The 24,433-nt window shown below is 41.8% G+C and carries 23 protein-coding genes; 2 read left to right on the plus strand and 21 right to left on the minus strand.

Annotation, left to right across the window (positions count from 1 at the left end; genetic code table 11):
• Positions 1 to 81: 81 nt before the first annotated feature.
• The 9 genes from ACXADT_RS00650 to ACXADT_RS00690 all read right to left on the minus strand — a co-directional run bounded on the left by ACXADT_RS00650 (position 82) and on the right by ACXADT_RS00690 (position 7,479).
• Positions 82 to 858: an enoyl-CoA hydratase-related protein gene (locus ACXADT_RS00650; RefSeq protein ID WP_474814178.1), complete on the minus strand. Its 777-nt coding sequence runs from the start codon at positions 856 to 858 to the stop codon at positions 82 to 84.
• 121 nt (positions 859 to 979) lie between these two features.
• The gene (locus ACXADT_RS00655; protein ID WP_474832910.1) at positions 980 to 1,753 is read right to left on the minus strand and encodes an enoyl-CoA hydratase-related protein; all 774 of its coding nucleotides are present in this window, start codon (positions 1,751 to 1,753) and stop codon (positions 980 to 982) included.
• A 15-nt stretch (positions 1,754 to 1,768) separates the two neighbouring features.
• Complete coding sequence (locus ACXADT_RS00660; RefSeq protein ID WP_270182478.1) at positions 1,769 to 2,092, minus strand: EthD family reductase; 324 nt, start codon at positions 2,090 to 2,092, stop codon at positions 1,769 to 1,771.
• Between the two features lie 26 nt (positions 2,093 to 2,118).
• A complete protein-coding gene (gene paaD, locus ACXADT_RS00665; RefSeq protein ID WP_474814182.1) occupies positions 2,119 to 2,592 on the minus strand; it encodes a 1,2-phenylacetyl-CoA epoxidase subunit PaaD in 474 nt (157 codons plus the stop codon).
• 18 nt (positions 2,593 to 2,610) lie between these two features.
• Positions 2,611 to 3,387, minus strand: coding sequence for a 1,2-phenylacetyl-CoA epoxidase subunit PaaC (gene paaC, locus ACXADT_RS00670; protein WP_474832911.1), 777 nt, complete (start codon positions 3,385 to 3,387; stop codon positions 2,611 to 2,613).
• Positions 3,387 to 3,728, minus strand: a complete 342-nt coding sequence (gene paaB, locus ACXADT_RS00675; protein ID WP_270182475.1) for a 1,2-phenylacetyl-CoA epoxidase subunit PaaB — start codon at positions 3,726 to 3,728, stop codon at positions 3,387 to 3,389. Before paaB ends, paaC begins: the two co-directional genes overlap by 1 nt.
• Positions 3,729 to 3,743: 15 nt before the next feature.
• The gene (gene paaA / locus ACXADT_RS00680; RefSeq protein WP_270182474.1) at positions 3,744 to 4,691 is read right to left on the minus strand and encodes a 1,2-phenylacetyl-CoA epoxidase subunit PaaA; all 948 of its coding nucleotides are present in this window, start codon (positions 4,689 to 4,691) and stop codon (positions 3,744 to 3,746) included.
• 124 nt (positions 4,692 to 4,815) lie between these two features.
• Entirely contained in the window at positions 4,816 to 6,342 is a 1,527-nt protein-coding gene (locus ACXADT_RS00685) for a fatty acid--CoA ligase family protein (RefSeq protein ID WP_474832913.1), read from the minus strand.
• Positions 6,343 to 6,489: 147 nt separating this feature from the next.
• A complete protein-coding gene (locus ACXADT_RS00690) occupies positions 6,490 to 7,479 on the minus strand; it encodes a lipoate--protein ligase (protein WP_474832915.1) in 990 nt (329 codons plus the stop codon).
• A gap of 156 nt (positions 7,480 to 7,635) precedes the next feature.
• On the opposite strand from ACXADT_RS00690, the gene ACXADT_RS00695 reads away from it, so the two are divergent.
• Positions 7,636 to 7,827: a hypothetical protein gene (locus ACXADT_RS00695; RefSeq protein WP_270182471.1), complete on the plus strand. Its 192-nt coding sequence runs from the start codon at positions 7,636 to 7,638 to the stop codon at positions 7,825 to 7,827.
• Positions 7,828 to 7,867: 40 nt separating this feature from the next.
• Here ACXADT_RS00695 and ACXADT_RS00700 read toward each other — a convergent pair whose 3' ends face one another.
• The 4 genes from ACXADT_RS00700 to ACXADT_RS00715 all read right to left on the minus strand — a co-directional run bounded on the left by ACXADT_RS00700 (position 7,868) and on the right by ACXADT_RS00715 (position 13,770).
• The gene (locus ACXADT_RS00700) at positions 7,868 to 8,602 is read right to left on the minus strand and encodes an MBL fold metallo-hydrolase (protein WP_474832917.1); all 735 of its coding nucleotides are present in this window, start codon (positions 8,600 to 8,602) and stop codon (positions 7,868 to 7,870) included.
• Positions 8,603 to 8,607: 5 nt separating this feature from the next.
• Positions 8,608 to 9,555 carry a sugar-binding transcriptional regulator gene (locus ACXADT_RS00705; protein WP_270182469.1) on the minus strand — a complete coding sequence of 316 codons (948 nt, stop codon included), beginning with the start codon at positions 9,553 to 9,555 and terminating at the stop codon, positions 8,608 to 8,610.
• Positions 9,556 to 9,649: 94 nt separating this feature from the next.
• Positions 9,650 to 11,650, minus strand: coding sequence for a transketolase (gene tkt / locus ACXADT_RS00710; protein WP_474832918.1), 2,001 nt, complete (start codon positions 11,648 to 11,650; stop codon positions 9,650 to 9,652).
• Positions 11,651 to 12,096: 446 nt separating this feature from the next.
• On the minus strand, positions 12,097 to 13,770 hold the full coding sequence (locus tag ACXADT_RS00715; RefSeq protein WP_474832920.1) for a glycoside hydrolase family 13 protein: 1,674 nt from the start codon (positions 13,768 to 13,770) through the stop codon (positions 12,097 to 12,099).
• 188 nt (positions 13,771 to 13,958) lie between these two features.
• Between ACXADT_RS00715 and ACXADT_RS00720 the strand changes: the two genes are divergently transcribed.
• Positions 13,959 to 14,687 (plus strand): amino acid ABC transporter ATP-binding protein, encoded by a 729-nt coding sequence (locus ACXADT_RS00720; RefSeq protein ID WP_270182466.1) that lies wholly within the window; start codon positions 13,959 to 13,961, stop codon positions 14,685 to 14,687.
• Between the two features lie 68 nt (positions 14,688 to 14,755).
• Here the strand turns inward: ACXADT_RS00720 and ACXADT_RS00725 are convergent, their stop codons facing one another.
• The 8 genes from ACXADT_RS00725 to hemH form a co-directional block, all read right to left on the minus strand.
• On the minus strand, positions 14,756 to 15,655 hold the full coding sequence (locus tag ACXADT_RS00725; protein ID WP_333489749.1) for an ABC transporter substrate-binding protein: 900 nt from the start codon (positions 15,653 to 15,655) through the stop codon (positions 14,756 to 14,758).
• A 13-nt stretch (positions 15,656 to 15,668) separates the two neighbouring features.
• Positions 15,669 to 16,331, minus strand: a complete 663-nt coding sequence (locus ACXADT_RS00730; protein WP_270182465.1) for an ABC transporter permease — start codon at positions 16,329 to 16,331, stop codon at positions 15,669 to 15,671.
• On the minus strand, positions 16,324 to 17,463 hold the full coding sequence (locus ACXADT_RS00735; protein WP_270182464.1) for an ABC transporter ATP-binding protein: 1,140 nt from the start codon (positions 17,461 to 17,463) through the stop codon (positions 16,324 to 16,326). The genes ACXADT_RS00730 and ACXADT_RS00735 overlap by 8 nt, the downstream gene beginning before the upstream one ends.
• A 167-nt stretch (positions 17,464 to 17,630) precedes the next feature.
• On the minus strand, positions 17,631 to 19,937 hold the full coding sequence (locus ACXADT_RS00740) for a YhgE/Pip family protein (RefSeq protein ID WP_474832922.1): 2,307 nt from the start codon (positions 19,935 to 19,937) through the stop codon (positions 17,631 to 17,633).
• A 171-nt stretch (positions 19,938 to 20,108) separates the two neighbouring features.
• The gene (locus tag ACXADT_RS00745) at positions 20,109 to 20,684 is read right to left on the minus strand and encodes a TetR/AcrR family transcriptional regulator (protein ID WP_270182462.1); all 576 of its coding nucleotides are present in this window, start codon (positions 20,682 to 20,684) and stop codon (positions 20,109 to 20,111) included.
• A 12-nt stretch (positions 20,685 to 20,696) separates the two neighbouring features.
• Positions 20,697 to 21,944, minus strand: coding sequence for an ATP-binding protein (locus ACXADT_RS00750; protein WP_270182461.1), 1,248 nt, complete (start codon positions 21,942 to 21,944; stop codon positions 20,697 to 20,699).
• Positions 21,945 to 22,059: 115 nt separating this feature from the next.
• A complete protein-coding gene (gene hemY / locus ACXADT_RS00755) occupies positions 22,060 to 23,475 on the minus strand; it encodes a protoporphyrinogen oxidase (protein ID WP_474832923.1) in 1,416 nt (471 codons plus the stop codon).
• Complete coding sequence (gene hemH, locus ACXADT_RS00760; RefSeq protein ID WP_474814209.1) at positions 23,468 to 24,424, minus strand: ferrochelatase; 957 nt, start codon at positions 24,422 to 24,424, stop codon at positions 23,468 to 23,470. The genes hemY and hemH overlap by 8 nt, the downstream gene beginning before the upstream one ends.
• Between the last annotated feature and the right edge of the window lie 9 nt (positions 24,425 to 24,433).

Below are 24,433 nucleotides of genomic sequence, written 5' to 3' on the forward strand. Positions count from 1 at the left end.
TTTCCTCCGCTCAAGGTATACCGCTAATAAAACGCACCCTAAATATGATGTTATACTACCAAAGAGCGAAGGACATCGCAACTACTCTCCTTTAAACTCAGGCTTTCGCTTCTCAGCAAAAGCTTCAAGAGCTTCTAAACGATCCTTAGTGGGAATTGTCACTTCATACGCTTTCGATTCGATAGCCATGCCCGTATGTCGATCGACATTCATGCCTTCTCGGACTGCAAACTTCGCTTGTTGAACAGCCACCGGCGCGTTCTTACAAATTTCAGAAGCAAGGTCCTCACACTGAGAAAGCAAGGCTTCAGCTTTTACGACACCATTCAGGATTCCATAATCAAACGCTTCTTCTGAAGTTAGTTTTCTTGCGGTCAATACCAGTTCGAGTGCTTTAGCAGAACCGATAAGGCGTGGAAGCCTCTGTGTTCCACCGGCACCAGGTATAATACCTAGACTCGTTTCAGTAAGCCCCATCTTAGTCCCTTCTACTGCATAACGAAAGTCACATGCTAGTGCGAGTTCAAATCCGCCTCCGAATGCATAGCCGTTGATCGCTGCGATCGTCGGTTGAGGAAGAGCTTCAACGGATGAAAATACCTCGCGAATCTTTTTGACGTTCCGCTTCACTTCACTTTCAGAGAGTGATCGTCTTTCTTTTAAGTCCGCTCCTGCACTGAAAGCCTTTTCACCAGCCCCCATAAAAATAACAACACGTACATTCTTATCGGTATAAATATCATCGATGATTCCTTGAAGAACAGAAAGCGTTTCATAGTTAAAGCAGTTTAGAACATCCGGACGATTCAATGTAACGTATCCTACGTGATTCTTTACTTCATATGTAACGACAGCCAATTTGCATCCTCCTCTAGTTAAGAACATAGGAAAGAGCCTGGTAGGATAATTAACCTCCAGGACCCCTTCCCCCTAACATCTATTATTCTCGATATTTCCCCCAGTTTCCTTCTTTAAAGCATTATGAACCTTGAAACACCGGGCGTCTCTTCTCAATAAAAGCTTTTACACCTTCACGATGATCGTTGGTTCGACCTGCTTTACGCTGCGCTTCTGCTTCAAATTCCAGCACTTCCTCAAGACTGCTGTCCCAACTTTTTGCCATCCCTTCTTTGATGAGTGAGACCGCTTTAGGTGGTAGATTCGATAGACGCGCAGCAAACTTACTGACTTTTTCATCCCAAGCATCATGCTCATACACATCGTTGACCATACCAAGTTCCTTCGCATTCGATGCACTCACTTTATCACCAAGCATCGCAAGCTCTAACGCTTTTGCATGACCGATCAATCGAGGTAAAAAATACATGCTGCCAGAATCAGGAACAAGCCCGACGTGTACGAATGCCTCAATAAAACTAGCGTTCTCATGTGCAAGACGGAAATCACATGCGAGAGCAAGGCTCATCCCTGCACCAGCAGCTACACCATTAACAGCTGCAACGACTGGTTTCTCACAGTTCACGATTTGCTTGACCATAGGATTATATGCTGATCGAAGTACGTCACCATGATCGAGTCCTTCGTCAACTCCATTCAAATCCTGTCCTGCACAAAATGCTCTTCCATTTCCGGTAATCACGATACAGCGTACGTCTTCATTGGCCTCGCCACGCTCAACCGCTTCTTGAACTTCTTTATTCATCACCATTGTAAACGCATTCATTTTATCTGGTCGATTTAGGCGGATCCATGCAATCCGATCCCTTGTTTCGTATTCAATCGTTTCGTACATTCTCGTGCCCCTTTTCTATTGCTTAGTATCAGCTGTTTCGTGTACTTCTTCTCCGATCATCAGCGTAACAAGATCTCCAGCAAAGCTCATCAAGTCTTTTCCTGACGCTTTTCCTTCTTGTGATTTCATACCTGCCTTCATAGATTCATGATCTTCATAGTACATCTCGCAAAGTAGATAAAATTCACTTTCTCCCATAGGAGAACCAACGATTCTCGTTACTTCCATCTTCTTTAACCCTGGGATCTTTGACGTGATCGGCGCGTGCGTGTTGAAATAATGCTCATCAAATTTCTGCTTGTTCTCCGGCTGCTTATACAATGCGATAACTTTAACCATCTTTCATCAACCTTTCTATTTTAAAATTAAATTGCTACTGGCTTCATGGCTTCAAACGGATTTTTACAGCTTTTACAATAAAGAATACTTCGACATGCTGCTGGACCAAAAATGTTGTCCATCGTAGTGTATACAGAGTCGCAGTAAGGACAAGGAACACGCCATTCGTCCCCGCTTCTCTCTTCTGGAGGAGCGATTCCGTATTCTTTCAGTTGTACCTTCCCTCTTTCCGTAACACGATCGGTGGTCCATATCGGTTCACGTATATACTTCACTTCTACGGATGTAATTCCTTCTATTGCTTCAATTGCTTCTTTAATATCTCGTTTGATGATATCAAGAGCAGGACACCCGGAGAATGTAGGCATCGCCTCTACTTCAACGTTTCCTTCATCCACCTTCACATCGTAAATGATACCGAGGTCGACAACACTAACCGAAGGAATTTCAGGGTCTTTTACAGAATCAAGCTTCTGTAGAACTTTCATTCTCGTTGTCAAAACAAAGCTCCTCTCAAACTACCATTCTGCTGATGGTACCGATTGATAAACTTCTGACAGTGTTGATAACGCGCCCTCAAGGTGGTCAGTATGCTTGCCGTTTCTTCCATCTAAGCTCATTTCAATATCTAGGCTAAAGTCCACCTTCTCGTTAAGAATGTCCTTCCACCTCTGAATCAGTACCTCTTCACGTTCTATTAAGGAAAGACGTACGATCTTTTCTCCATTTTCTCCATATGAGAAAACGCCCCTCATTTCTTTAAGTACGATGTCGATCGCGTCTGTCATTCTTCTTTTAGCTTCTGGCGTACTGTTCATTAGTTGATCGAACCACGTTTCCCAGTGCATGAGGTGGTACGACATCTCGACCGAAATCTTTTTCACGATTTGTTGAAGGGATTCATAAGAGTTTTCCTTGATGGATTGCAAGCGTACTTTTTTCGCTAACGTGTAGAAATAGTTTCTTACTACAGTAAAAGCCCAATCGTAGTTAGGTTCTTCGAGATATGTTCCTTGCCCGTTCGGAAGTTCTAATAAAACTGCATTATGGAAGTCATGAGGTGACCTCGCATGTGTGAGTTTGTCAGCGTCACCTTCACCAAGCTCTTCGAGTAACGAATAGTAGAGGGTTGCATGCCCCATTAAATCCTGACTGATCGAAGAAAAGGCGACATCCTCTTCAATATGGGGAGCGAGTCCTAACCACTCTGATCCTCTATAGGCAAGGATAAAATCATCATCTGCAAGCTGGTAAATGAGCTCGATTAGACTATTGCGGTATTCGGCGGACTCCATCAATGATTGCCTCCTCCCATAATATCTTTTTCAGTAAGCTGTTCCTGTTCGTATTTGCGCCACTTTTTCTTCAAGTAACCATATCCTTTTGTTTCTCTATAAGATTTATCGAGATTCTTCATTCCCTCTCGTTCTTCTTGTGTCATCGTTCGGATATCGTCTCGTTTTACGACCCAGATATCTGCAGGCTGTTCTCGTCGGAAGAAGTTTTCCTTTGCCATGATAAAAGCAAGCTCACGATTTGGAGCAAGCAGGCTGAATTGGTACTGTAGCGGCGCTTTGTCATTCTTCTTACTAAACACTTCATAAACTTGGTAGAAATCCTTTTCACCTTCACTCACTTCAAGAACACCTCTCTATATATGCTGTGGTCTTTTACCAAGCGCCTCACGCACCCAGCTATTCATTTCATATGAGCGCACTCTAAGCGCTAGTCGTTCTTTAGACTTCGGACCATTTCCAGTAACGATTTTCTTAAATTCCGACCAATCAGGATCTGCGTACTCCCACTCTGATTTTTCTTCATCAAATTTTAATGTAGGATCTGGAATCGTTAATCCTAACGCCCAGATTCTTGGAACATATTTCGTTAAAAATTCCTGGCGTAGCTCTTCATTCGTTTTAGTACGCAGTTTGTACTGCATGTTTTTATCTTGATTCGAGTGACCCGTTTCATTTTTTGATTTAGGACCGAAGAACATTAGGAGCGACGTCCACCATCTGTTTAGCGCGTCCTGCAAAAGTTCCCTTTGCTCTTCTGTGCCTTCTGCAAGTGCCATGATGATGCTCTCGCCATGCTGCGCATGAAAGACCTCCTCAGCACAAATCCGTTTCAGAGCTCTTCCATATGGTCCATAAGAAGTGCCTAGCATCATCGTTTGTGAGATGATCGCAGCACCATCCACTAGCCATGCAATTATTCCCGCATCGCCCCACGTTGGCGCCTCCATATGAAACACGTTGTGAAACTTTAAGCGTCCTGAGAACAGGTCCTTCATGATGTCATCTCTATTCTTTCCAAGCGGTGCCATTAAATCTTCAGCTACACGAAGTAAAAGCTGCCCATGTCCCATCTCATCCTGAACCTTTGCCATGATCGCTAATTTTCGATGAAGCGTAGGTGCTTTTGGAACCCATTCCTTCTCGGGAAGTGCCCCCATTATTTCACTGATTCCATGCATCGATATCAAACGGATCAATGCTTCACGATACTCATCTGGCATCCAATCGTCTGCTTCGATTTTTTCGCCATTGTTAATTCTATCCATGAAATGATCGATATTTTGCTGATAAACAGCTTCCATTCCCACACACCTCCAATATAACGTTTATTTAACGTCATTATATTTTATTGTTATATAAATATCAAATATTTTCTGAATACTTTTTGAAATAAAAAAAGCCGGCTCTCAGCCGACTTCTTTGTTTCTACGCATTTACATGCTTTCTTAACGCTTTCCTTAGAATCTTTCCAGTAGTGTTCTTCGGTAGTTCATCGATAAACTCGACGATCGTTGGGCATTTATATTTCGCAAGATGTTCCCTACAATAGGTCTTTACATCCTCTTCCGTAAGCGTGTCTTTTGAAACGATAAAGGCTTGTACCGCTTCTCCGAAATCAGGGTCGGGTACTCCTACAACAGCTGCTTCCACAATACCTGGATGCTGGTATAATACCTCTTCCACTTCTCTCGGGTAGACATTATATCCGCCTACGATCACGAGGTCTTTTTTACGATCTACAATATAGAAATACCCTTCTTCATCCATCTTTGCGAGGTCTCCGGTATAAAGCCAGCCGTCTCTAATTGTTGCAGACGTATCTTCAGGGAGCTTGTAATAGCCCGTCATGACATTAGGACCTTTTACAATAAGTTCACCAACGACACCAGGAGACACTTCTTGACCTAGCTCATCTACTACTTTATTCTCTACATTCGTAATATTCGTGCCGATTGAACCAGGCTTTCTCGGACGATCTAACGGATTGAAACATGTAACCGGTGCCGCTTCAGATAATCCGTACCCTTCAGATACTCTTACGTTGAACTTTTCTTCAAAGCGATGAAGGAGGGCAACAGGCAGCGGTGAACCTCCAGAAATACATATCCTAACATGCTTAAAATATTCACTTCGTCCTTCTGGATACTGATAGAGAAAATTATACATCGTTGGAACACCTGCAAAAACGGTTGCTTTGTACTTTTCAGCAACACGAAATACTTCTTGTGGACTAAATTTCGGCATAATCAGAAGTGTTCCACCTGAAATAAGAGGAGCATTCATAGAAACGGTCATACAAAATACATGGAACATTGGGAGGGCTGTGATAACGACGTCGTCAGAATTAAACTCAAGATAATCGGCTGTGTCAGAAGCATTACTAACGATATTTTTGTGAGATAACATCGCTCCTTTTGGTCGACCAGTAGTCCCCGATGTATAGAGAATCACTGCAACATCATCTTCTTCTGTGTGAAGAGATGGTACAGCGTTTCCTTCTTCGGCAACCATACTTGTAAACGGTTTCAATTTTATGTTTGAAATGACCTTTGAATCTGTTCCTTCTCCTACATACGTAACGAGGTTCACTCCAGGAAGCTGACCTGCCATACCTTCTACAAGGGGTAATGCTTGTTCGAGTGTTACGATCGCCTTAACATCACCATTGTGAAGCAAATAGCCGATCTCACTAGGGGTATAGACCGGATTGATTGGAATGACAACTGCACCCGCTCGTAATACGCCATAATAACTGATGAGAAATTCTGGTGAATTTCCAAGTATTAATGCCACGTGATCGCCTTTGTTGATATCCTCAGCTGCAAGGTTTGCTGCGAAAAGAGATACTTTCTGGTCAAGCTGTTCATACGTTACTGCCTCATCCTCATAAATAAACGCTTGTTTATTTGGATGCGATAATGCGGCTCGTTTCAGTTGTTCCGAAAGATTCATTCGCTCTCCTCCTGATATGAATGAATAGTCATTCATTTTTAATTTTCTAAATATATTATATTGGAAGAAAATTTATCAAGCAAGGGGGGAATCCTCTTTCCAGCTCGATCCAATAGAAATAGGAGCTGATATATCAGCTCCTATCCGTTAATAAAGAAGATTTATAAATTCTTCTTCAGTAATATTTCCAAAATAATGTTTTACATCAATATCTTCAATCGCATCACGAATGGACGCTGGATCATACCTTGTATCGTTCAAACGTTGTTCTAACTCTTTTACATCTCCTACCCCGAAGAAGTCTCCAAAAATCGTTGCTTCCTTAATGTAACCCTTCTTCACTTTTAAGCGAACATCGATCGATCCGATTGAGAACCGCTTTGAATGCTGAACGTTGAATTTTGGGGACCTTCCATAGTTCCAATCCCAATTCTTATATCGCTTCTCTGCAATCTCATGTATTTTCTGCCAATCTTCCTCAGTTAGCTGATAGGTGGGGATAGTATCATACTCTTCAAAAATTGAATCCAATAGCTTTTGTTTAAATTCTTCACGAGTCATATCGTCGTCCATATGCTCACTGATGTTCGTCACTCTGCTTCGGATCGATTTAATTCCCTTTGATTCTATCTTCTCTTTGTTTACTTTTAATGCTTTTACGACGTTTTCTAGATTCACATCAAACATCAATGTTCCGTGACTATACATTCTACCTTTCGTTGAAAACTGAGCATTCCCTGATATCTTTTTTCCGTTTACGAGAAGATCGTTCCTCCCGCTTAACTCAGCTTCTACTCCCATCTTATGTAATGCTTTTACGACTGGGTCAGTGAACTTTTTATAGTTGTGAAAACTATTTCCATCGTCTTTCGTGATAATACTAAAGCTTAGATTACCCTGATCATTGTACACGGCTCCGCCACCTGAGAGACGTCTGATGACATCAACATCATTCTCTCGAATATAAGCAGTATCGATCTGTTCGATCGTGTTCTGATTCTTTCCGACAATTACCGTAGGATTCATTGAGTAAAAGAGCAGATAGGTTTCATCAGGGTCGAGTTCTTTTAGAATGTATTCTTCAATAGCCAGGTTAATCCCAGCATCCATAATGTTTTCATTATCGATATACCGCATAGCATTCCCTCCAGTTTGTACTGATTCTATTGTAATGAATTGTCTTAAACTAAGCAAAAAACCTACGCTCTCCCATAAAATGTTATGCGCTTCCTCCCCGTTCTTTTGTCCTATGCTACGAATACTTCTAGTAAACGCAAAAGAGGAGGAGCACAAATGAAGATTGTGTATTACGAAAAAGGGGATATCCCAGTTATTGTAGGTGCTTCGAGTTTAAATTCAAGCTTAACGATAGAGCAAATTAAAGCAGAAGGCGAAAAAAAGTGTAAGGAAATCGCAAGACTTCTTGGAAGAGAAATTGGTTTCTTAATGGATATGAACGGTAAACTCGAATCAAATCTAGATTAATATTTCAAAAGGACTGAAGGGAACCCCTCCAGTCCTTTACTCATCTTTCCCACGTTAATCCACTTTTCGCAAGGACAACTTCTCCATCAAAATACTTCTTCGCATCGTCCTCTAACTCTTCTAACACACCAAAGTGTGGCAGGTGAGTTAGCATTAGCGTGCCCACATTCGCTGATTTTGCAATTGTCGCCGCATCCGTACTATTCATATGACCCATGGCGGTCCCGTCCATATGACTGTATAGATTACATTCACATATAAAGAGATCAGCATCTCGTGCAAACGCTTCGAACTCTTTCATATAACTTGAATCTGCAGTAAACACCATGCTTGTTTGTTCATCCGTAATTCTCATAGCAAAACAAGTCACTGGATGCTTCGTTTTGAGGAACGTAATCGTAAATGGGCCAATCGTAAGCTCTTCGTCTTCCTTATAAGGTTTTGCCACTGTATATGGTTCATGACTGAGTCGTTTAAATTCTGCTTTATCATGAGGAGGCGCATAAATCGGCAGCTCAGGAAGTTCCTTACCAATCTTTGATTGTATGAGCCTTCCATGATAGAGAACACCGATATCCGCGATGTGATCAGGATGATAATGACTGATCACTACGGCATTCAGCTCCTCAACAGACAGATAGTGCTGTAGCTGTGCCAAGACTCCACTACCGCAATCTACTAGTAAGTTAAAGCCGTCTGATTGTACAAGATAACCAGCGCTAGCTTCTCCCACTTTAGGATATCCTCCCCACGGGCCGAGAACTGTCACTTTCATCTTTTTCACGCTCCTTTCAACTCAAGTAATGCTCTTGCAGTATATTGATCAGTAATTAAAATGTTTGCATAGCCGCCTTTTAACGCCCCAAAAATGGCCTCTACCTTCTTTGGACCGCCCGCGATCAAAATCGATTTTTCCTTTTTCGAAAGTTCTTCTAGGTCGATTCCTATTGTCCGATCATTTAAATCCTTATGAATCGGCCGTCCATTGCGATCGAAAAAACGAGAGCAGATTTCACCGACAGACCTTGAGTGGATGACATCTAATTCTTCCTCACTCACATACTCTGCTTGAACGATTACAGAATCTTTTGTTGGAATGCCTACGCTAAAGAGAGCTACGTTCGCATCGCGCCCCATATCGAGTACCTTCCGAATATGTCGATCAGCCTCCATCGTCTCTTTCACAAGCAGCTGATCTACGATAGCAGGTACAGGTAAGAAGTGACCCGCTGCATGGAACGAACGACTGAGCATCTGTATAACTTCATATGCAAACGTATTGGTTTCTGAATAGCTGATCCCACCATTTAACTGAACGACAGTCACATTCTTCAATAATTTATGACGGAGGTTTTTCCCCACCTCATGTAAGGTCGTTCCCCAGGAAACTCCAATTAGATCATTATCTTTTATCGTGTCATTAAGATACAGAGCAGCTGTCTTTCCCACATGGTGTTTTACGATACTGTCTTCATATTGGGGAACGATGGTCACTTCGGCGTCCATCAGGCCAAAAGCCTCGACGAGCTCGGTGCTTAATCGATGGACATCCTCAGAAGGATCATGAATGGTTATCTCCACGACACCTTCCGCTTTCGCTTGTTTCAACAGCCTGGATACGGTTGGCCTAGATACCGACAACTTGCTGGCGATTTCTTGCTGACTGAAATCAAGCTGATAATATAAGCGGGCTGCCTCTACAACCTTTTCAAGTTTTCCCTTATCCATAGCAACACCTGTAATTCCGTATTATTTGCCACCTAAACACCTTTAAAAAAGACTTTCAGAAAGACCTTTTCGCCTTCTGAAAGCCTCTCAAGTGTTATCTTGATAGCATTGCTTTTACTCTTTTAACGACGTTTTCTGGAGTGAAGCCAAATTCTTTGATGACCGTATTTCCTGGTGCTGAAGCTCCGAAACGGTCGATCGCTAGGACATCACCTTGTTGTCCTACATAGCGATCCCAGCCCATGGATGCTCCCATTTCAATTCCAAGACGAACAGTTACATCATCAGGCAACACTGTTTTCTTGTAGTCTTCTGACTGCTGTTCGAAAAGATCCCAGCTTGGCATGCTAACTACAGAAGCCGTGATTCCTTCTTTTTCAAGAAGCTTTTGTGCTACAACTGCAAGACCAACCTCAGAACCAGATGCGAGTAGAAGAGCATCCGCATTTGTGCTGCCTTCCACGATGTAAGCACCACGCTTAACGCCTTCGTAAGCTTCTTCGTGAGAGTCAGTTACTACAGGAAGGTTCTGACGAGACAAAACAAGTGCTGTAGGATTCTTAGAAGATTCTAGTGCTACTTTCCAAGCCGCAGCCGTTTCGTTACCATCAGCTGGTCTGATAACAGATAATCCAGGCATCGCACGAAGAGAAGCTAGCTGCTCTACAGGCTCATGCGTTGGTCCATCTTCACCAACTGCTACGCTATCGTGAGTGAACACATATGTTGCTGGTACACCCATCAATGCTGATAAACGAAGTGCAGGACGAAGGTAATCAGAGAATACAAAGAATGTCGCGCCAAAGATCTTAAGACCTTTGTGAAGTGCGATACCGTTCATCGCAGCTGCCATTCCGAATTCACGAACACCGAACCAGATATTTCTTCCGCTATAATCTGCTGCTGAGAAATCATTCTCGCCCTTAAGCATCGTCTTGTTAGAAGAAGCTAGGTCAGCAGAGCCACCGAAGATTTGTGGATTGTTCTTAGCGATCGCATTTAGTACTTCACCAGATGCAGCACGTGAAGCAGTGCTCGTACCTTTTTCATAAGAAGGAATTTCACTATCCCATCCTTCAGGAAGCTCCCCTTTGATTGCTGCTGTCAACTGTGCAGCTAGTTCAGGGTATTTTTCTTTATAGCTAGCGAAAAGATCGTTCCACTGCTTCTCTTTCTTATCTCCTTCTTCCTTAAGCTCTGCGAAGACACTCTTCACTTCTTCAGGAATATGGAAGTCATTTTCATAAGACCAGTTGTAGTTTTCTTTTACTAGAGAAATTTCATCTGATCCAAGTGGTGCACCATGAGATGTGTTGCTTCCACCTTTATTCGGAGAACCATAACCGATCGTTGTCTTCACTTCGATCATAGTTGGCTGCTCTGTGTTGCTCTTCGCTTGTTTTAGAGCATCAGCAATTGCTGCCATATCGTTACCGTCTTCAACGCGAATCACTTGCCAGCCATAAGCTTCATAACGCTTTTGAACATCTTCTGAGAATGACTGGTTTAATTCACCGTCAAGAGAGATATCGTTCGAATCATACATAACGATTAGACGGCCAAGCTTAAGGTGACCAGCTAATGAAGCTGATTCAGATGAAACACCTTCCATTAAGTCTCCGTCACCACAAATGCTATAAGTGTAGTGATCGATCACGTTAAAGTCATCTCTGTTGTATGTCGCTGCTAGATGACGCTCTGCCATAGCCATTCCGACTGACATTGCAAGTCCTTGTCCTAATGGACCAGTCGTAGCATCGACTCCTGGAGTTTCACCAAACTCAGGGTGTCCTGGAGTGTTACTACCCCATTGACGGAAAGATTTAAGATCTTCCATGCTAACATCGTAGCCGAACAAGTGAAGCATGCTATAGAGTAGCGCTGAGCCGTGTCCTGCTGAAAGGACGAAACGATCACGGTTAAACCACTCTGGGTTAGATGGACTGTGATCCATGAACTGGCTCCATAATGTATATGCCATCGGCGCAGCTCCCATCGGCATTCCTGGGTGTCCAGAGTTAGCCTTTTCGACTGCATCGATGGATAAAGTACGAATTGTATTTACTGCAAGTGAATCCATTTGATTTGTTGTCATATGTATACACTCCTTTTTTTATTGTGAAATTTAGTAAAATGTCTTTTGAACAAATGTACATTCATTATTATACATGAGTGCTCGAAAAAGAAAAAGGAAAGATGTCTGATTTTACAAAAAAACATCTAGACCACAAAATTATCTTCCCTCGAAAATGAGTTTTCAATCATGAATTTTCAACAAATAAAAAAGCGCGGTGAATACCGCGCTAAGATTAAGATCAAAACACATCGGAGTGCAGGAGCTGATTTCCGCTCCAGGATGCTCGCTTTCCGCGGGGCGGCCGGTGTGCCTCCTCGGCGCTCTGCCGCGCGCCTGTGGGGTCACACCTGTCCCGCTCATCCCGCAGGAGTCGAGCATCCTTCCGCTCCAATCAACGGGATTATGAGCATTATTCAAAATAATTTCCTCTTGATACTTCGATGGTGTTAATTAGAAATTTTTTATTATAATAAGTAAGCTTTTACCTCATACGGTCGCATAGTAGAGTTCGCTTCTAATTTATCCGAAGTACTCTCATAGTTCTTGATAAGGAGGTTGCCTCCTTGCAATGATTCATCTAGTTCAAGTGTTACGTTTTCGCCTGAGAAGTTAGCGGCTACAACGAGTGTTTGGTCTTTGTATGTTCTTTTGTAGACGTACAATTGCTCGTTGTCTTCTAGTAGAAGTTTGTAATCACCGTGAACGATGATGTCGTGTTCTTTTCTTAGGCGAATAAGCTCTTTATAGAAGTAGAACGTTGAGTTTTCGTCGCTCAATGCTTTTTTTGCATTCACTTCGGTATAGTTCGGGTTAAGTTTAATCCATGGTGTGCCAGAGGTGAATCCAGCATGCTGCTCATCTGTCCACTGCATTGGCGTTCTAGCATTGTCTCGTCCTTTTTTATGGATAGCTTGAAGGATTTCCTCATGCTCTCTCCCTTTTTCTTCTACCTCTTCTTTATACATGTTCAGTGTTTCGATATCTTTATATTCCTCAATCGAATCGAAGTATACATTTGTCATACCAAGCTCTTGACCTTGATAGATGTATGGCGTTCCTTGAAGCAAGTGAAGCCAGGCTGCAAGCATTTTTGCTGATTCAACGCGATACGATTGATCATTACCAAAGACAGATACAGATCGAGGTTGATCATGATTTTCCATATAAAGACTGTTCCAACCTCTACCATGTAACTCGGTTTGCCACTTAGAGATGATTTTCTTTAAATCTGTCAGCTTCCATGGCTGCTGGTCCCATTTTCCTCCTGGACCACTCGTTACGTCCATATGTTCAAATTGAAACAGCATGCTGACGATACCATCTTTTTCGTCTGTATACTTCACACCATCTTCAGGTGTAGCAAGCGGCATCTCCCCTACCGTCATGGCTCCATACTGGCTCAATACCCTTTCGTTCATGTCTTTCATATACTCAAAGAATTTCGGCCCATTAACGAAATAGTCACCACCCCACTGGTATTTATCAGGTGAAGTTACTTCAGCATCAGGAAGACCAGGCTCTTTCGATATGAAGTTGATGACATCCATTCGAAAACCATCAACACCTTTATCGAGCCAGAAGCTCATCAGTTCATACACTTCTTCACGTAACGTTGGATTTTCCCAGTTTAAGTCTGGCTGCTTCTTTGAGAAAAGATGAAGGTAATACTCTTCAGTCGTCTCATCATACTGCCATGCAGACCCACCGAAGATCGACCCCCAGTTGTTTGGTTCATGTCCATCAACACCAGGACGCCAAATATAATAGTCTCGATATGAATTGTCCTTTGATTTACGAGATTCTGCAAACCATGCATGCTCATCTGAAGAATGGTTAACAACGAGATCCATCACGAGTCGAATGCCACGCTTATGCATACCATCCAACATCTCTTCCCAGTCTTTCATTGTACCGAATTCATCCATAATCTCTCTATAGTTACTAATATCATACCCATTGTCATCGTTTGGTGATTGATATACTGGTGACAACCACACGACATCGATCCCTAGTTCTTTTAAGTAATCGAGTTTCTCTGTAATTCCTTTAATATCACCGATACCGTCACCATTACTATCATTAAAACTTCTTGGATATATTTGATAAACGACACTATCTTTCCACCATTGCTTCCCCACGTCGAAACCCTCCTGATCATAAAATTGCGCAAACGTTTTCACAACCTATTATATAAGAGATTCTATTGAAGTACAAATGAGGGATGCGAAGCGAGCTTCTTTTATTTCTAGTATGAAAATTGGTATAATAGGTCTATTCTTCAGTATCTAATAGGCAGAAAGAGTTTTGTCGAGAGGGGCTATACTACATGAGTATCATTCAAGTTAAAAACTTAAAGAAATCATTCGGTGATTTAGAAGTTCTAAAAGAGATCAATACTGAAATAAATGAAAAAGAAGTCGTCTGTGTTGTGGGCCCATCTGGGTCAGGTAAAAGTACGTTTCTTCGTTGTTTAAATAAATTAGAAGATATAACCGGTGGTAGCGTCATCGTGAATGGTCATGATATCGCTGATCCAAAGACCAAAATTAACAAAGTTAGGCAAGATGTCGGAATGGTCTTTCAGCACTTTAATCTCTTTCCACATAAAACTGTTCTTGAAAATATCACGGTTGCACCTATCAAAGTAAAGGGAAACAACAAACAAGAATCCAAAGAACAAGCTTTGGAACTGCTTCAAAAAGTAGGACTAAAGGAGAAGGCAAACAGCTACCCTGGCGAGCTCTCTGGTGGTCAAAAACAACGTGTTGCCATCGCTAGAGCACTAGCTATGGAACCAAGCGTCATGCTGTTTGACGAACCGACTTCAGCGCTTGACCCTGAAATGATCGGAGAAGTGCTCGAAGTTATGAAGCAGCTTGCTAAAGAAGGAATGACGATGGTAGTCGTTACTCACGAGATGGGCTTCGCAAGAGAAGTAGGAGATCGCGTACTGTTCATGGACGGAGGCTACATTGTAGAAGAAAATGTACCGGAAGAAATCTTTAAAAATCCACAAAATGAACGAACAAAAGCATTCTTAAGTAAAATACTATAAAAAAACGTGCAGATCACTGATCTGCACGTTTTTAAGTAGAAAATAATGACTTCTCCTCACTATTCCCTTTAGTCGATAAGACCTTTATCTTTCAAGAAGTTCATCGCGACATCTTCCGGCTCTTCTCCATCCAGGTCAACCTTCGCGTTCATTTCAGACATTTCTTCTTCAGAGATCTTACCTGCTAGTTCATTCACAATATCAGCTAACTCTGGATGAGAATCCAGCGTTTCTTGTCTTACAACAGGTGCAGCGTAATAAGGTGGGAAGAAGTTCTTATCATCTTCCGTACTTACAAGGTTAAAACGAGCGATACGACCATCTGTTGTAAAAGCAGGAATCACATCTACTTCGCCTTCATTCAAAGCATCGTACATGATGTTCGGATCAAGACTTTCTGTTTCTTTAAAATCAAATCCATACGTTTCTACCATCGCTTCGTAACCATCGATGCGTTCATAGAATGGGTGTGGTCCTCCAAATACCATTTCGTTCGATACTGGCACTAAGTCTGAGTACGTTTCAGCATTCAAGTCTTTATTCGTTTCTTGTGTGATCGCAAGAGTATAACCATTCTCAAAACCTAGCGGCTCAAGCCAAACGAGGTCGAATTCGTCCTTGTACCCCTCTTTAACACGATTAAAGATATCATCAGCAGATTCACTAGAATCCGCAGTATCTTTTAAGACCGTTTCAAGCCCTGTTCCCGTATACTCAACATACATGTCCACATCGCCATCCACTAAAGCTTGATGGATAACACTTACCTCACCTACAGCTTCATCGATCTCGACTTCATAATCGCTATTCGCCTTTATGTATTCACCAATAAGGTGCGGTAATATATATTGCTCTGTCCATGGCTTCCCTGAAATAACGATTGGATCATCCTCACTACTTCCGCTATCGTTACCGCAAGCAGCCAGTACCATAGCGAGGCCAATAATGAATACCGTAAACTTCTTCAAATTAATCTCCCCTTTATTTTTTTGCTTTAATCCCTTTTGGAGTTGCTGCATTTTCTAATAACTTTAAGATCAAGTCGAACCCTAATGCTAGAATCGTAGCTGGAAGTGCACCAGCTAACACAAGCTCATCCTTGTTCGATGTAAGTCCTCTATAGATGATGTCTCCAAGTCCTCCAGCGCCAACGAACGTGGCTAACGTTGCAACACCAATCGTCAATACAGTCGCAGTTCTTACACCTGCCATAATAACAGGTAAAGAAAGAGGAATCTCGATTTTCTGAAGGATCTGCAAATTCGTCATCCCCATACCTCTACCGGCTTCGATCGAGGATTGATCGACTGAAGTGATTCCAGTGTATGTATTTCTCAAGATTGGGAGCAACGCATAAACTGTCAAAGCGATGATTGCAGTTGTGTTTCCAATTCCTAGGAAAGGAATTAAAAAACCAAAAAGCGCTAAACTTGGTACTGTTTGAAAGATCGCTGAAATTGCGATAAACGGTTCTGCAAGTTTTTTTCTTCGAGAGATAAAGATGCCAAGTGGAACTGATATTACGATTGCGATCACGATCGATATGAACGATAGAAAGAGATGTTCTTGTAGGGCAACTAGAATATCATCCCATCGGCCTTGAATGGTTTCAATGAACAAAACAAAGAAATTTCGATCATTCATTTAGGGCACCTTCCTTTCGCTGACTCACTTGATCGAGACCGGCTAGCCCTCTCATCATACTGCCATTTGTGATGACACCTTCAAGCTTTTTCTCATTCACTACCGGAATCATCTTCACTGTTTCTTCAGCAAACCGTTTTGCGATTTCTGGGTAAACCGTATCACTCGTAACAGGTTCAGGTTCACTCATCACATCGACGATGCGCTTAGAGTCATCCTCATAATGCTCTTGAACCACCTCAAGTGTAATCACTCCCTGATAAACTTGTTCAGGACCTGTAACGACAAGACTGTCGACGCGTTCTGACTTCATTAATCGAAATGCCTCGGCTAGGCCACGGCTATCTTTCACAGTAGCGACTTTTCGGATCATCAAATCACGAGCTGAAGGCGTTTGTCCTTTAGCAATTCGTTCATCACCTACAAAATCACGGACAAACTCATTTTTGGGATGGCGCAGAATACGATCAGGAGTATCGAGCTGGAGGATCTCGCCGTCTTTCATGATAGCGATACGGTCAGCGATCTTCATCGCTTCGTCCATATCATGAGTTACGAAAACAATCGTCTTTTGTATCTCCTTCTGCAGTTTGATCAATTCATCTTGGAGCTGTTCGCGGCTGATCGGATCAAGAGCACTAAAAGGCTCGTCCATCAGTATGATCGGAGGCTCTGCAGCTAAAGCACGGATAACCCCCACACGCTGCTGTTGTCCTCCACTTAACTCTAGAGGATAACGAGAGCGAAATGTTGAAGGCTCTAGTCCAACAAGGTCCAATAACTCATCAACACGTTTATCAATTTTATTTTTCTCCCATTTCTTTAGCTTCGGTATCAACGAAATGTTCTCTGCAATCGTCATATGTGGTAGTAGCCCAATTTGTTGAATCACGTACCCGATGCTTCGTCTGAGCTCTACTGGATCCTGCTCGGCAATCTGTATGCCGTCTATGTAGATCTGACCTCCTGTTGGTTCGATCAACCGATTGATCATTTTCATAGTCGTTGTTTTTCCACAACCACTTGGACCGATCAAGGTCAAAAGTTCGCCTTTTTCAATATGTAAGTTAATGTCCTTTAAAGCAGTTGTTCCATCAGGAAATTGTTTGCTAACATTTTTAAAAGTAATCATTCTTCCCCTTCACCCTGCCTCCTTAAAAATTCCTATTCTAAGTGAATACCCTAACGTGCTCGTTTCAAACTGAACGATACTATTACAATCTTACTAATACTCTATCCTTTTTCGCAGTATAATTCAAAGAAATAAGCCTTCTCACAATCGAGAAGGCTTAGTAGTTTTTATTTCGTTACAGCAGGTTCATCAAACCTCTGAGCTTTGCGTTTTTTCATTTCCATGAAGAAAAATACAATTGTCCCAACTATGAATATAGTGGTGAACCCGACTAATACCCATACGTTATCCCACATAAATGCAAAATCTCCACTAGAGATTACAGCCTTGAGTCCAGAAACGGTGTACGTCATCGGAAGCCATGAATTAAAGATTTGAAGACTCTCCGGAATTAACTCAAGTGGGAATGTACCTGCACTTGTCGTTAATTGCAGAATCAAAATAATAATAGCGACAAAGCGTCCAGGATCGCCCATCGTCGTCACGAAAAACTGGATCATCGCCATATACGTTAAACTCGAAACAATTGAAAACATGACGAATAACGGTACGCTCTTAACTTCGATTCCTAATCCATAAAGTAATACGGCATCCGCGATCACTGCTTGAATAACGCCTACTGTAAGAAGTATTCCATACTTACTCACAAACCATCCTAAAGCAGACTTAGGATCTGCTGCAGGTTCCCGAAGCGGGAAGACGATCGACATAAGAAGAGCGCCTACAAATAATCCGAGGGACAGAAAGTATGGAGCGAAACCTGTTCCATAGTTTGGAACAGAAGAAGTTGCATCACTTTCTACATCGACTGGGTCTGCAAACATGTTGTAGTTTTCTTCATCTGCTTTTGTTTGAGACGTTTCTTTGGCAGCTTCATCTAGCTTAGTATGAAGTTCGTTCGATCCGTCACTTACTTTTTCAGCACCACTATCTACCTTTTTTGACCCTTCTAGAAGCTTGCCTGCACCTGTTGTTAGATCAGACGTTCCTCCTTCTAAATCGGTTAAACCGGTGACGAGCTTCTCTGATCCATTAGATAATTCAACAACACCTCTATTGAGTTTTCCTACATTCGTTATCATATCTTGCCAGCCAGATGACACGTCGCTCGTTCCTTGAGCTACTTGAGCAGCACCGGCTTCAAGTTTTGATACCTTTTCTTTCGCATCATTTATCTCTGTTCCAAACTGATCGAGACCTTGTTCAAGCTTTACTTGTCCATCATATAGAGATTCTAGTGCCGAAATAAGCTCTGATTGACTCGTTTTCATCTCACTTATGCTTGAAGAAACACCCTTTGAAACGGTTTCTAACGTTGTAGCTCCCTCCTGAATGGACTGAGCGGCACCTGCAGATTTTTCTGCGATTGGTTGCAGTTGACTGATCAACGCTTGTTTCTCTTCTTCTGTATAAGCATCATTTGATTGAATACCTTGAATCACGCCCTGAAGCTCTTTTGAAACTTGAGCAGCTCCTTGACCACCATTAACAATCGGTTCTTTTATGCTTTCAGCAGTCGTACCTAAAGCGGTCACTTCTAACGATTTTTCCTTAAGGTTCGTTAAAATTTGTTCGATGCCTTGTTGACTTTGTTTCACTCCACTTGCCAGGCTTTCTTGCCCTGACTTAAATTCATTGAAACCATCGTTTAACTTTGTCACACCATCACTGACTTGATTGGCACCAACAGTTAGATCATTTACTTTAGATTGTCTTTCTTTCAATGTTGTTAACAAAGTAGTGGAACCTTGACTCGCTTCGTCTAACCCCTTTGCAAGTTCCTCTGATCCATTTTGTAATTCACTCACGCCATTCGTGATTTCGATCGATCCATTGTTTAACTCTGCTAGATTTGCTTTTAACTGCGCTGTTCCATCTTTTAATTCTGAAGAGCCATCAGCTAAATCTCCTGCACCATCTGATGCATCTGACAACCCCTCTGCAATCTCGCTAAACGTATCAAAAACAAGTTCACTATAATTCTCTGTTATATTGTTCGCGATTTGAGACTTGATTTCACCTACAGCTGTACCACCTATTTGCCCCGCAAGGAAGTTAAAACTTTCATTCGGCACATACTCTAAATTAAGTTTTTCAGGCTTTTCATCAAGCACAGTCGTTGATCGTTCTGAGAAATCTTCAGGGATCTGAATCTTCATATAGTAGGTCTGATCTTCGAGACCCTCATTCGCTTTTTCCTCATCAACAAAGTCCCATTTGAATTGCGGATTTTCTTTCAGCTTTTCTATTAGTTCATTTCCTATTTCAATATGCTCTCCTTCAAAATCAGCACCGCTATCCTCATTTACAACAGCGACAGGAATTTGATCGAGATTTTCATACGGATCCCAGAATGCCCATAAAAACATACCACTGTATAAAACAGGGATGAATAGGACTGCTAGAACAGGTATGAGAATTTTTTTATTAGTGAACAATGCACGCCACTCAGAACGGAGATGACGAAAATTCATAGTTGATGACCTCCTATTGTCTATATGACCAATTTTGTCATTTGGTCATTAATGCTAAAAAAAAGAACAATCCATACTATCTCGACTACGTTTTGACCAAAATTAAAATTTAGTCATTTTAACTACAGATAGTAATATATCATCCTTTTTTTATTTAGGCAATAGGATCTTTTATACCTTCTTAATCCCTTCCATCGTGAATAACTCGATGTGGTGTGCAATTTCTTCTTTTGTCAGAGAACGGTTTGATTTCTCCCAATCAAACACGAGAGCGATATACATTTTGAAAAGCAGGAATGCAGTGAGAGAAGGATCGCATTCTTTTATCTCATTGTTCCGTATTCCTCGCTCGATTTCTTGCTTAATAAAGGACGTAATCGCTTGTTCTACAAGATTGAGTGCTTCTAAAGCAGCTGGCGTTCCTATCTCTCGAACTTCTTGTGATAGTTTAATTGCGAGTTTATGTTCCTTCCGGTGCTCAAGTACATCGAACAAGCCTCTATGAAGATTCTCAAAAAACGTATCCTCTTCATTGATCGAGGTTTGAGCAAGCTCTTTCATCTCACTCACCATCTGGTTTACGATCTCATTGAAAAGCTCTTCTTTATTCCGAAAAAAAGTGTAGATCGTCCCTTTTCCCACATTCGCTATTTTCGCTACTTGGTCCATCGTTGTTGCTTTGTATCCAAACATTGAAAAAGATTTTTCTGCAGCATTGATAATGCTTATCTTTCGGTCAAATCCCATTGTCCTCCCCCTTTATTTTAATGTAGGGAGCGTTACCGTAACGGTCGTTCCCAAACCAATCGTACTTTCATACGATATTTTTCCATTCATATTTCTTATGAGTCTATTTGTTATCATCGTACCTAAACCAGTACCTTTTGATTTCGTAGTGTAAAAGGGAAGGCCGATCTTTTTTAGCTCTTCATCACTCATGCCAGATCCATTGTCTTTTATAACGATATCGACCGTGTTTCTCTTTGTTCCATTCTGCAGAGAGATTTCGATCAGTCCATCTTTCTCTATCGCTTCGATGGAATTCTTAATTAGATTGATCAAACACTGTTTCATCTCTTGAGGATTGGTTAAGATCCTGAAATCACCGTTCTCTTCGTAAGAAATTTTAACAGCATGGTAAACCCCTAGAACGGATGTCAACTCGATCGTATCACTGACAACTTTATTTAAATGGACCTCAACATGATCCAACTTTGTTGGTTTGATGAGAGTCAGGTAATCGGTAATAATTTTATTCGTTCGATCGATTTCATCTAGCATCAGTGGCGCATATTTTTTCACCTGCTGATCTTTTGCACCTGTAGAAATAAATTGAAGAAGTCCCCTAACCGTTGTGAGTGGATTTCTGATCTCGTGGGCAATTGAAGCAGCCATTTTTCCAGCAACAGAGAGTTTTTCAAGATAGACTGTCTCCTCGAGCTGGAGGTTAATGATAACAAGTTTCTCCGTTAAATAGAAAATAAAAAAATAGGCGATTGCAAAAGACAGAAAATAGATCGGATAAAAGTACGGTTCTGATGGTTTTACTAACCATAAGATGATCGATATATAAGTAATGATAAAGATACTGCCTACTTTTAAGATAACATTCCATTTCTGGATCGACCTTTCGAATAGACCTCTATATCCCCAAGCTAAGACAAATGCAATGATCGCTAAACTGACACCTACATAAGCGAACTCCCCGCCCATTGAGAATCGAGTGATCGAGATAACGACAGCACAGATGACTCCCGGGACTGCTCCTCCATATAACGTAACAAGAATGAGAGGAACCACCCGCAGGTCAAATACAGTATCTCCGAATTTCTCTAACGGAAACAGCATACACAAAAGGGCCATTAAGGAGCTAATCACACCATATAAGATTTTATCTTTTAAACTTAACGACCTTGACCGTGTAAAAGGCATGACCATGTTCCAGATAAATAGCACTGAAAATAGCATCGCAATATTCACAAGTAGAGGTCTTGCCATATCTAACATTGCCAAGTCTCCTTTTTCTATATGTTGCCATTTCATTTTATCATTAGAGACGCAAAGAGACTATCCTATATACAGTTACTACTGCCGCACAAAAAAGATTCACCAATTGGTGAATCTACTTGTGACTACTGAGGTATGAAACGACTGATGTTACGGATTCGACTCCTTGATCGATACAATCAGGAAGCCCAACTCCTCCATAGGAAGCACCTGCGAGAAAGACGCCAGGCATTTTACTTCTTAATCCTGTTTGTACTTCCTCAAAGCGGTTTCTATGTCCTACTTCATACTGCGGCATAGCCTCACGCCATCTCGTAATGCGGTAGAACTCTGGGTGCCCTTCAATTTCCATGATTTGATTCAAATCATTTAGAACGGTTTGGACAATTTCCTCATCGCTCTTCTCAACGATTTCTTCCTCACCCGCTCTACCTACGTAGCACCTAAGAAGGACTTTCCCTTTCGGTGCAGCATGCTGCCATTTTCGATGTGTCCACGTGCAAGCCGTAATCGTATAATCGGCATTTCTAGATACGACAAATCCTGTACCATCTAATGATTTCTTAACTGCTTCTTCCGGAAAAGCCATAGCTACTGTTGCCACAGTTGTTGAAGGCATATCTTCTAATGGAGCAACTTCCTCGTGATCCCTGAACATCTTTGTCACTTGCTGATGTGGAGTCGTAACGATCACAGCATCAGCCTCGATCTGTTCACCGCTCATCGTTGTAAGCTTATATGACTCTCCATCTTTTTCAATCGAATCAACTTTAGTATTTTTTCTAATATCTACTTCAGTTAGGTGATCTTCAATCGCCTTTACTAGCGATTGCAGCCCTGATTTAATCGTTAAAAATGCTGGTTTCTTTTTACCCGTTTTTCTCCTTGAAGCTGGCGTTGTCTTCTTCATCCCTAATATTAAACTACGATGCTTCTTTTCAACTTCATAGAATTGAGGAAACGTAGACATCAAACTCAATTTATCAATATTCCCAGCATAAATTCCTGATAATAATGGTTCGATCAAATTTTCAACGACTTCATTACCCAATCTTCTTCTGAAGAAAAGACCTAATGATTGGTCCTCGCCATGACTATCTCGTCTTGGGAGTGCTAGGTCGAGGGCTGCTCTTAGTTTTCCTTTCAAGCTGAATAAACGCGTCGAAACAAACGGAGCTACTTCCGTTGGTATCCCCATTACAGATCCACCAGGAATGGGATAGAGCTGATCGTTATTTAAAATAAATGCGTTACCGGTCGAGTTAGGTACAAGCTGATCTTCTAGCCCTACCTCTTTCGCTAACGTCGCGGCACTCTTCTTTCTTGCTAGAAATGAATCAGGGCCTCTCTCGATCACAAAACCATTGGTTGTGTCGGTATGAATCTTCCCTCCGAGGCGTTCACTGCCTTCGAGAAGTGTAATCTGAAAAGGTTCGCCGGAGTCTTTCATTTCTTTCTGAAGATAGTACGCGGCAGTTAAGCCAGTGATACCCCCGCCAACTATCACAATTCGTTTTTCTTTATTATTCATGATTTATCATCTTCTTTTTTATTAATTCTTTTGTCACAACAGAAGCTAATATCTCTATAAATTCGTCTCGTGCATTCGGCATATCAGGCCTATGATAGGTAGCCCCTAGCTCATCTGTTACCTGCTTACATTCATAATCGTTGTCATAGAGTACTTCGAGATGATCTGCCACGAAACCAACCGGGCAATAAATGAACCCTGTATACCCTTCTTGTTCAAATAGATCCCGAGTTAAATCCTGAACGTCAGGACCGATCCAAGGTTCTGGTGTATTTCCTTCACTTTGCCACGCAACAGCATAATTTTGGATACCCGCTCTTGTAGCAATATGACTTGCAGTTTCTTCTAATTGGGAAGGATAAGGGTCTCCGTGTTGCAATACTTTCTCAGGTAAGCTATTAGCAGTAAAGATGACGACAGTCTTTTTCTTCTCCTTGTCATCTAGCTTTCTCAAACAGGAGTTTAGTTGTTCAACCCAGTATTGAATGAATTTTGGCTCTGTGTACCATTCGTCGATGCAGTGGATATGCGGGAACCCTAGCTTTGCAGCAGCCTTATTCGCTCTATCATTATAAGCTTGTACACTATAACTCGAATAATGTGGCGCAAGAACGATGCTGATCGCTTCTTGGATGCCATCTCTCTGCATATTCTTCACTGCATCTTCTACAAAGGGTTCGATATGCTTCAAGCCTAAATAGCTCTTAAACACAATGTCTTCTCCAAAAAGCTCATTCATCCTGACCTCAAGCTTCTCAGATTGTTCTTTCGTAATCTCATACAGCGGAGAAATGCCCCCGATTGCCTCATACCGTTCAACTAGATCTTGTAGCATGTCCTCTGTCGGCCTTTTCCCTCTTCGAATATGAGTATAATATGGTTCGATTTCCGCTTCGTTCCGCGGTGTACCATAAGCCATTACAAGGAGACCTATTGTTCGTTTCGGCATAGTTTACCT

The sequence above is a fragment of the Anaerobacillus sp. ABR4_321 genome, from assembly GCF_056158505.1.

Bases quoted from the DNA above. Each gene is read 5' to 3' on its own strand.
- ACXADT_RS00655 (WP_474832910.1), bottom strand. From the start codon at position 1,753: ATGTACGAAACGATTGAATACGAAACAAGGGATCGGATTGCATGGATC.
- tkt (WP_474832918.1), bottom strand. From the start codon at position 11,650: ATGACAACAAATCAAATGGATTCACTTGCAGTAAATACAATTCGTACT.
- ACXADT_RS00750 (WP_270182461.1), bottom strand. From the start codon at position 21,944: ATGTTAGATATGGCAAGACCTCTACTTGTGAATATTGCGATGCTATTT.
- ACXADT_RS00660 (WP_270182478.1), bottom strand. From the start codon at position 2,092: ATGGTTAAAGTTATCGCATTGTATAAGCAGCCGGAGAACAAGCAGAAA.
- ACXADT_RS00690 (WP_474832915.1), bottom strand. From the start codon at position 7,479: ATGCGGTATATCGATAATGAAAACATTATGGATGCTGGGATTAACCTG.
- ACXADT_RS00720 (WP_270182466.1), top strand. From the start codon at position 13,959: ATGAGTATCATTCAAGTTAAAAACTTAAAGAAATCATTCGGTGATTTA.
- ACXADT_RS00735 (WP_270182464.1), bottom strand. From the start codon at position 17,463: ATGATTACTTTTAAAAATGTTAGCAAACAATTTCCTGATGGAACAACT.
- ACXADT_RS00685 (WP_474832913.1), bottom strand. From the start codon at position 6,342: ATGAATCTTTCGGAACAACTGAAACGAGCCGCATTATCGCATCCAAAT.
- paaA (WP_270182474.1), bottom strand. From the start codon at position 4,691: ATGGAAGCTGTTTATCAGCAAAATATCGATCATTTCATGGATAGAATT.
- ACXADT_RS00730 (WP_270182465.1), bottom strand. From the start codon at position 16,331: ATGAATGATCGAAATTTCTTTGTTTTGTTCATTGAAACCATTCAAGGC.
- paaC (WP_474832911.1), bottom strand. From the start codon at position 3,387: ATGGAGTCCGCCGAATACCGCAATAGTCTAATCGAGCTCATTTACCAG.
- ACXADT_RS00695 (WP_270182471.1), top strand. From the start codon at position 7,636: ATGAAGATTGTGTATTACGAAAAAGGGGATATCCCAGTTATTGTAGGT.
- ACXADT_RS00705 (WP_270182469.1), bottom strand. From the start codon at position 9,555: ATGGATAAGGGAAAACTTGAAAAGGTTGTAGAGGCAGCCCGCTTATAT.
- hemY (WP_474832923.1), bottom strand. From the start codon at position 23,475: ATGAATAATAAAGAAAAACGAATTGTGATAGTTGGCGGGGGTATCACT.
- ACXADT_RS00740 (WP_474832922.1), bottom strand. From the start codon at position 19,937: ATGAATTTTCGTCATCTCCGTTCTGAGTGGCGTGCATTGTTCACTAAT.
- ACXADT_RS00700 (WP_474832917.1), bottom strand. From the start codon at position 8,602: ATGAAAGTGACAGTTCTCGGCCCGTGGGGAGGATATCCTAAAGTGGGA.
- ACXADT_RS00745 (WP_270182462.1), bottom strand. From the start codon at position 20,684: ATGGGATTTGACCGAAAGATAAGCATTATCAATGCTGCAGAAAAATCT.
- hemH (WP_474814209.1), bottom strand. From the start codon at position 24,424: ATGCCGAAACGAACAATAGGTCTCCTTGTAATGGCTTATGGTACACCG.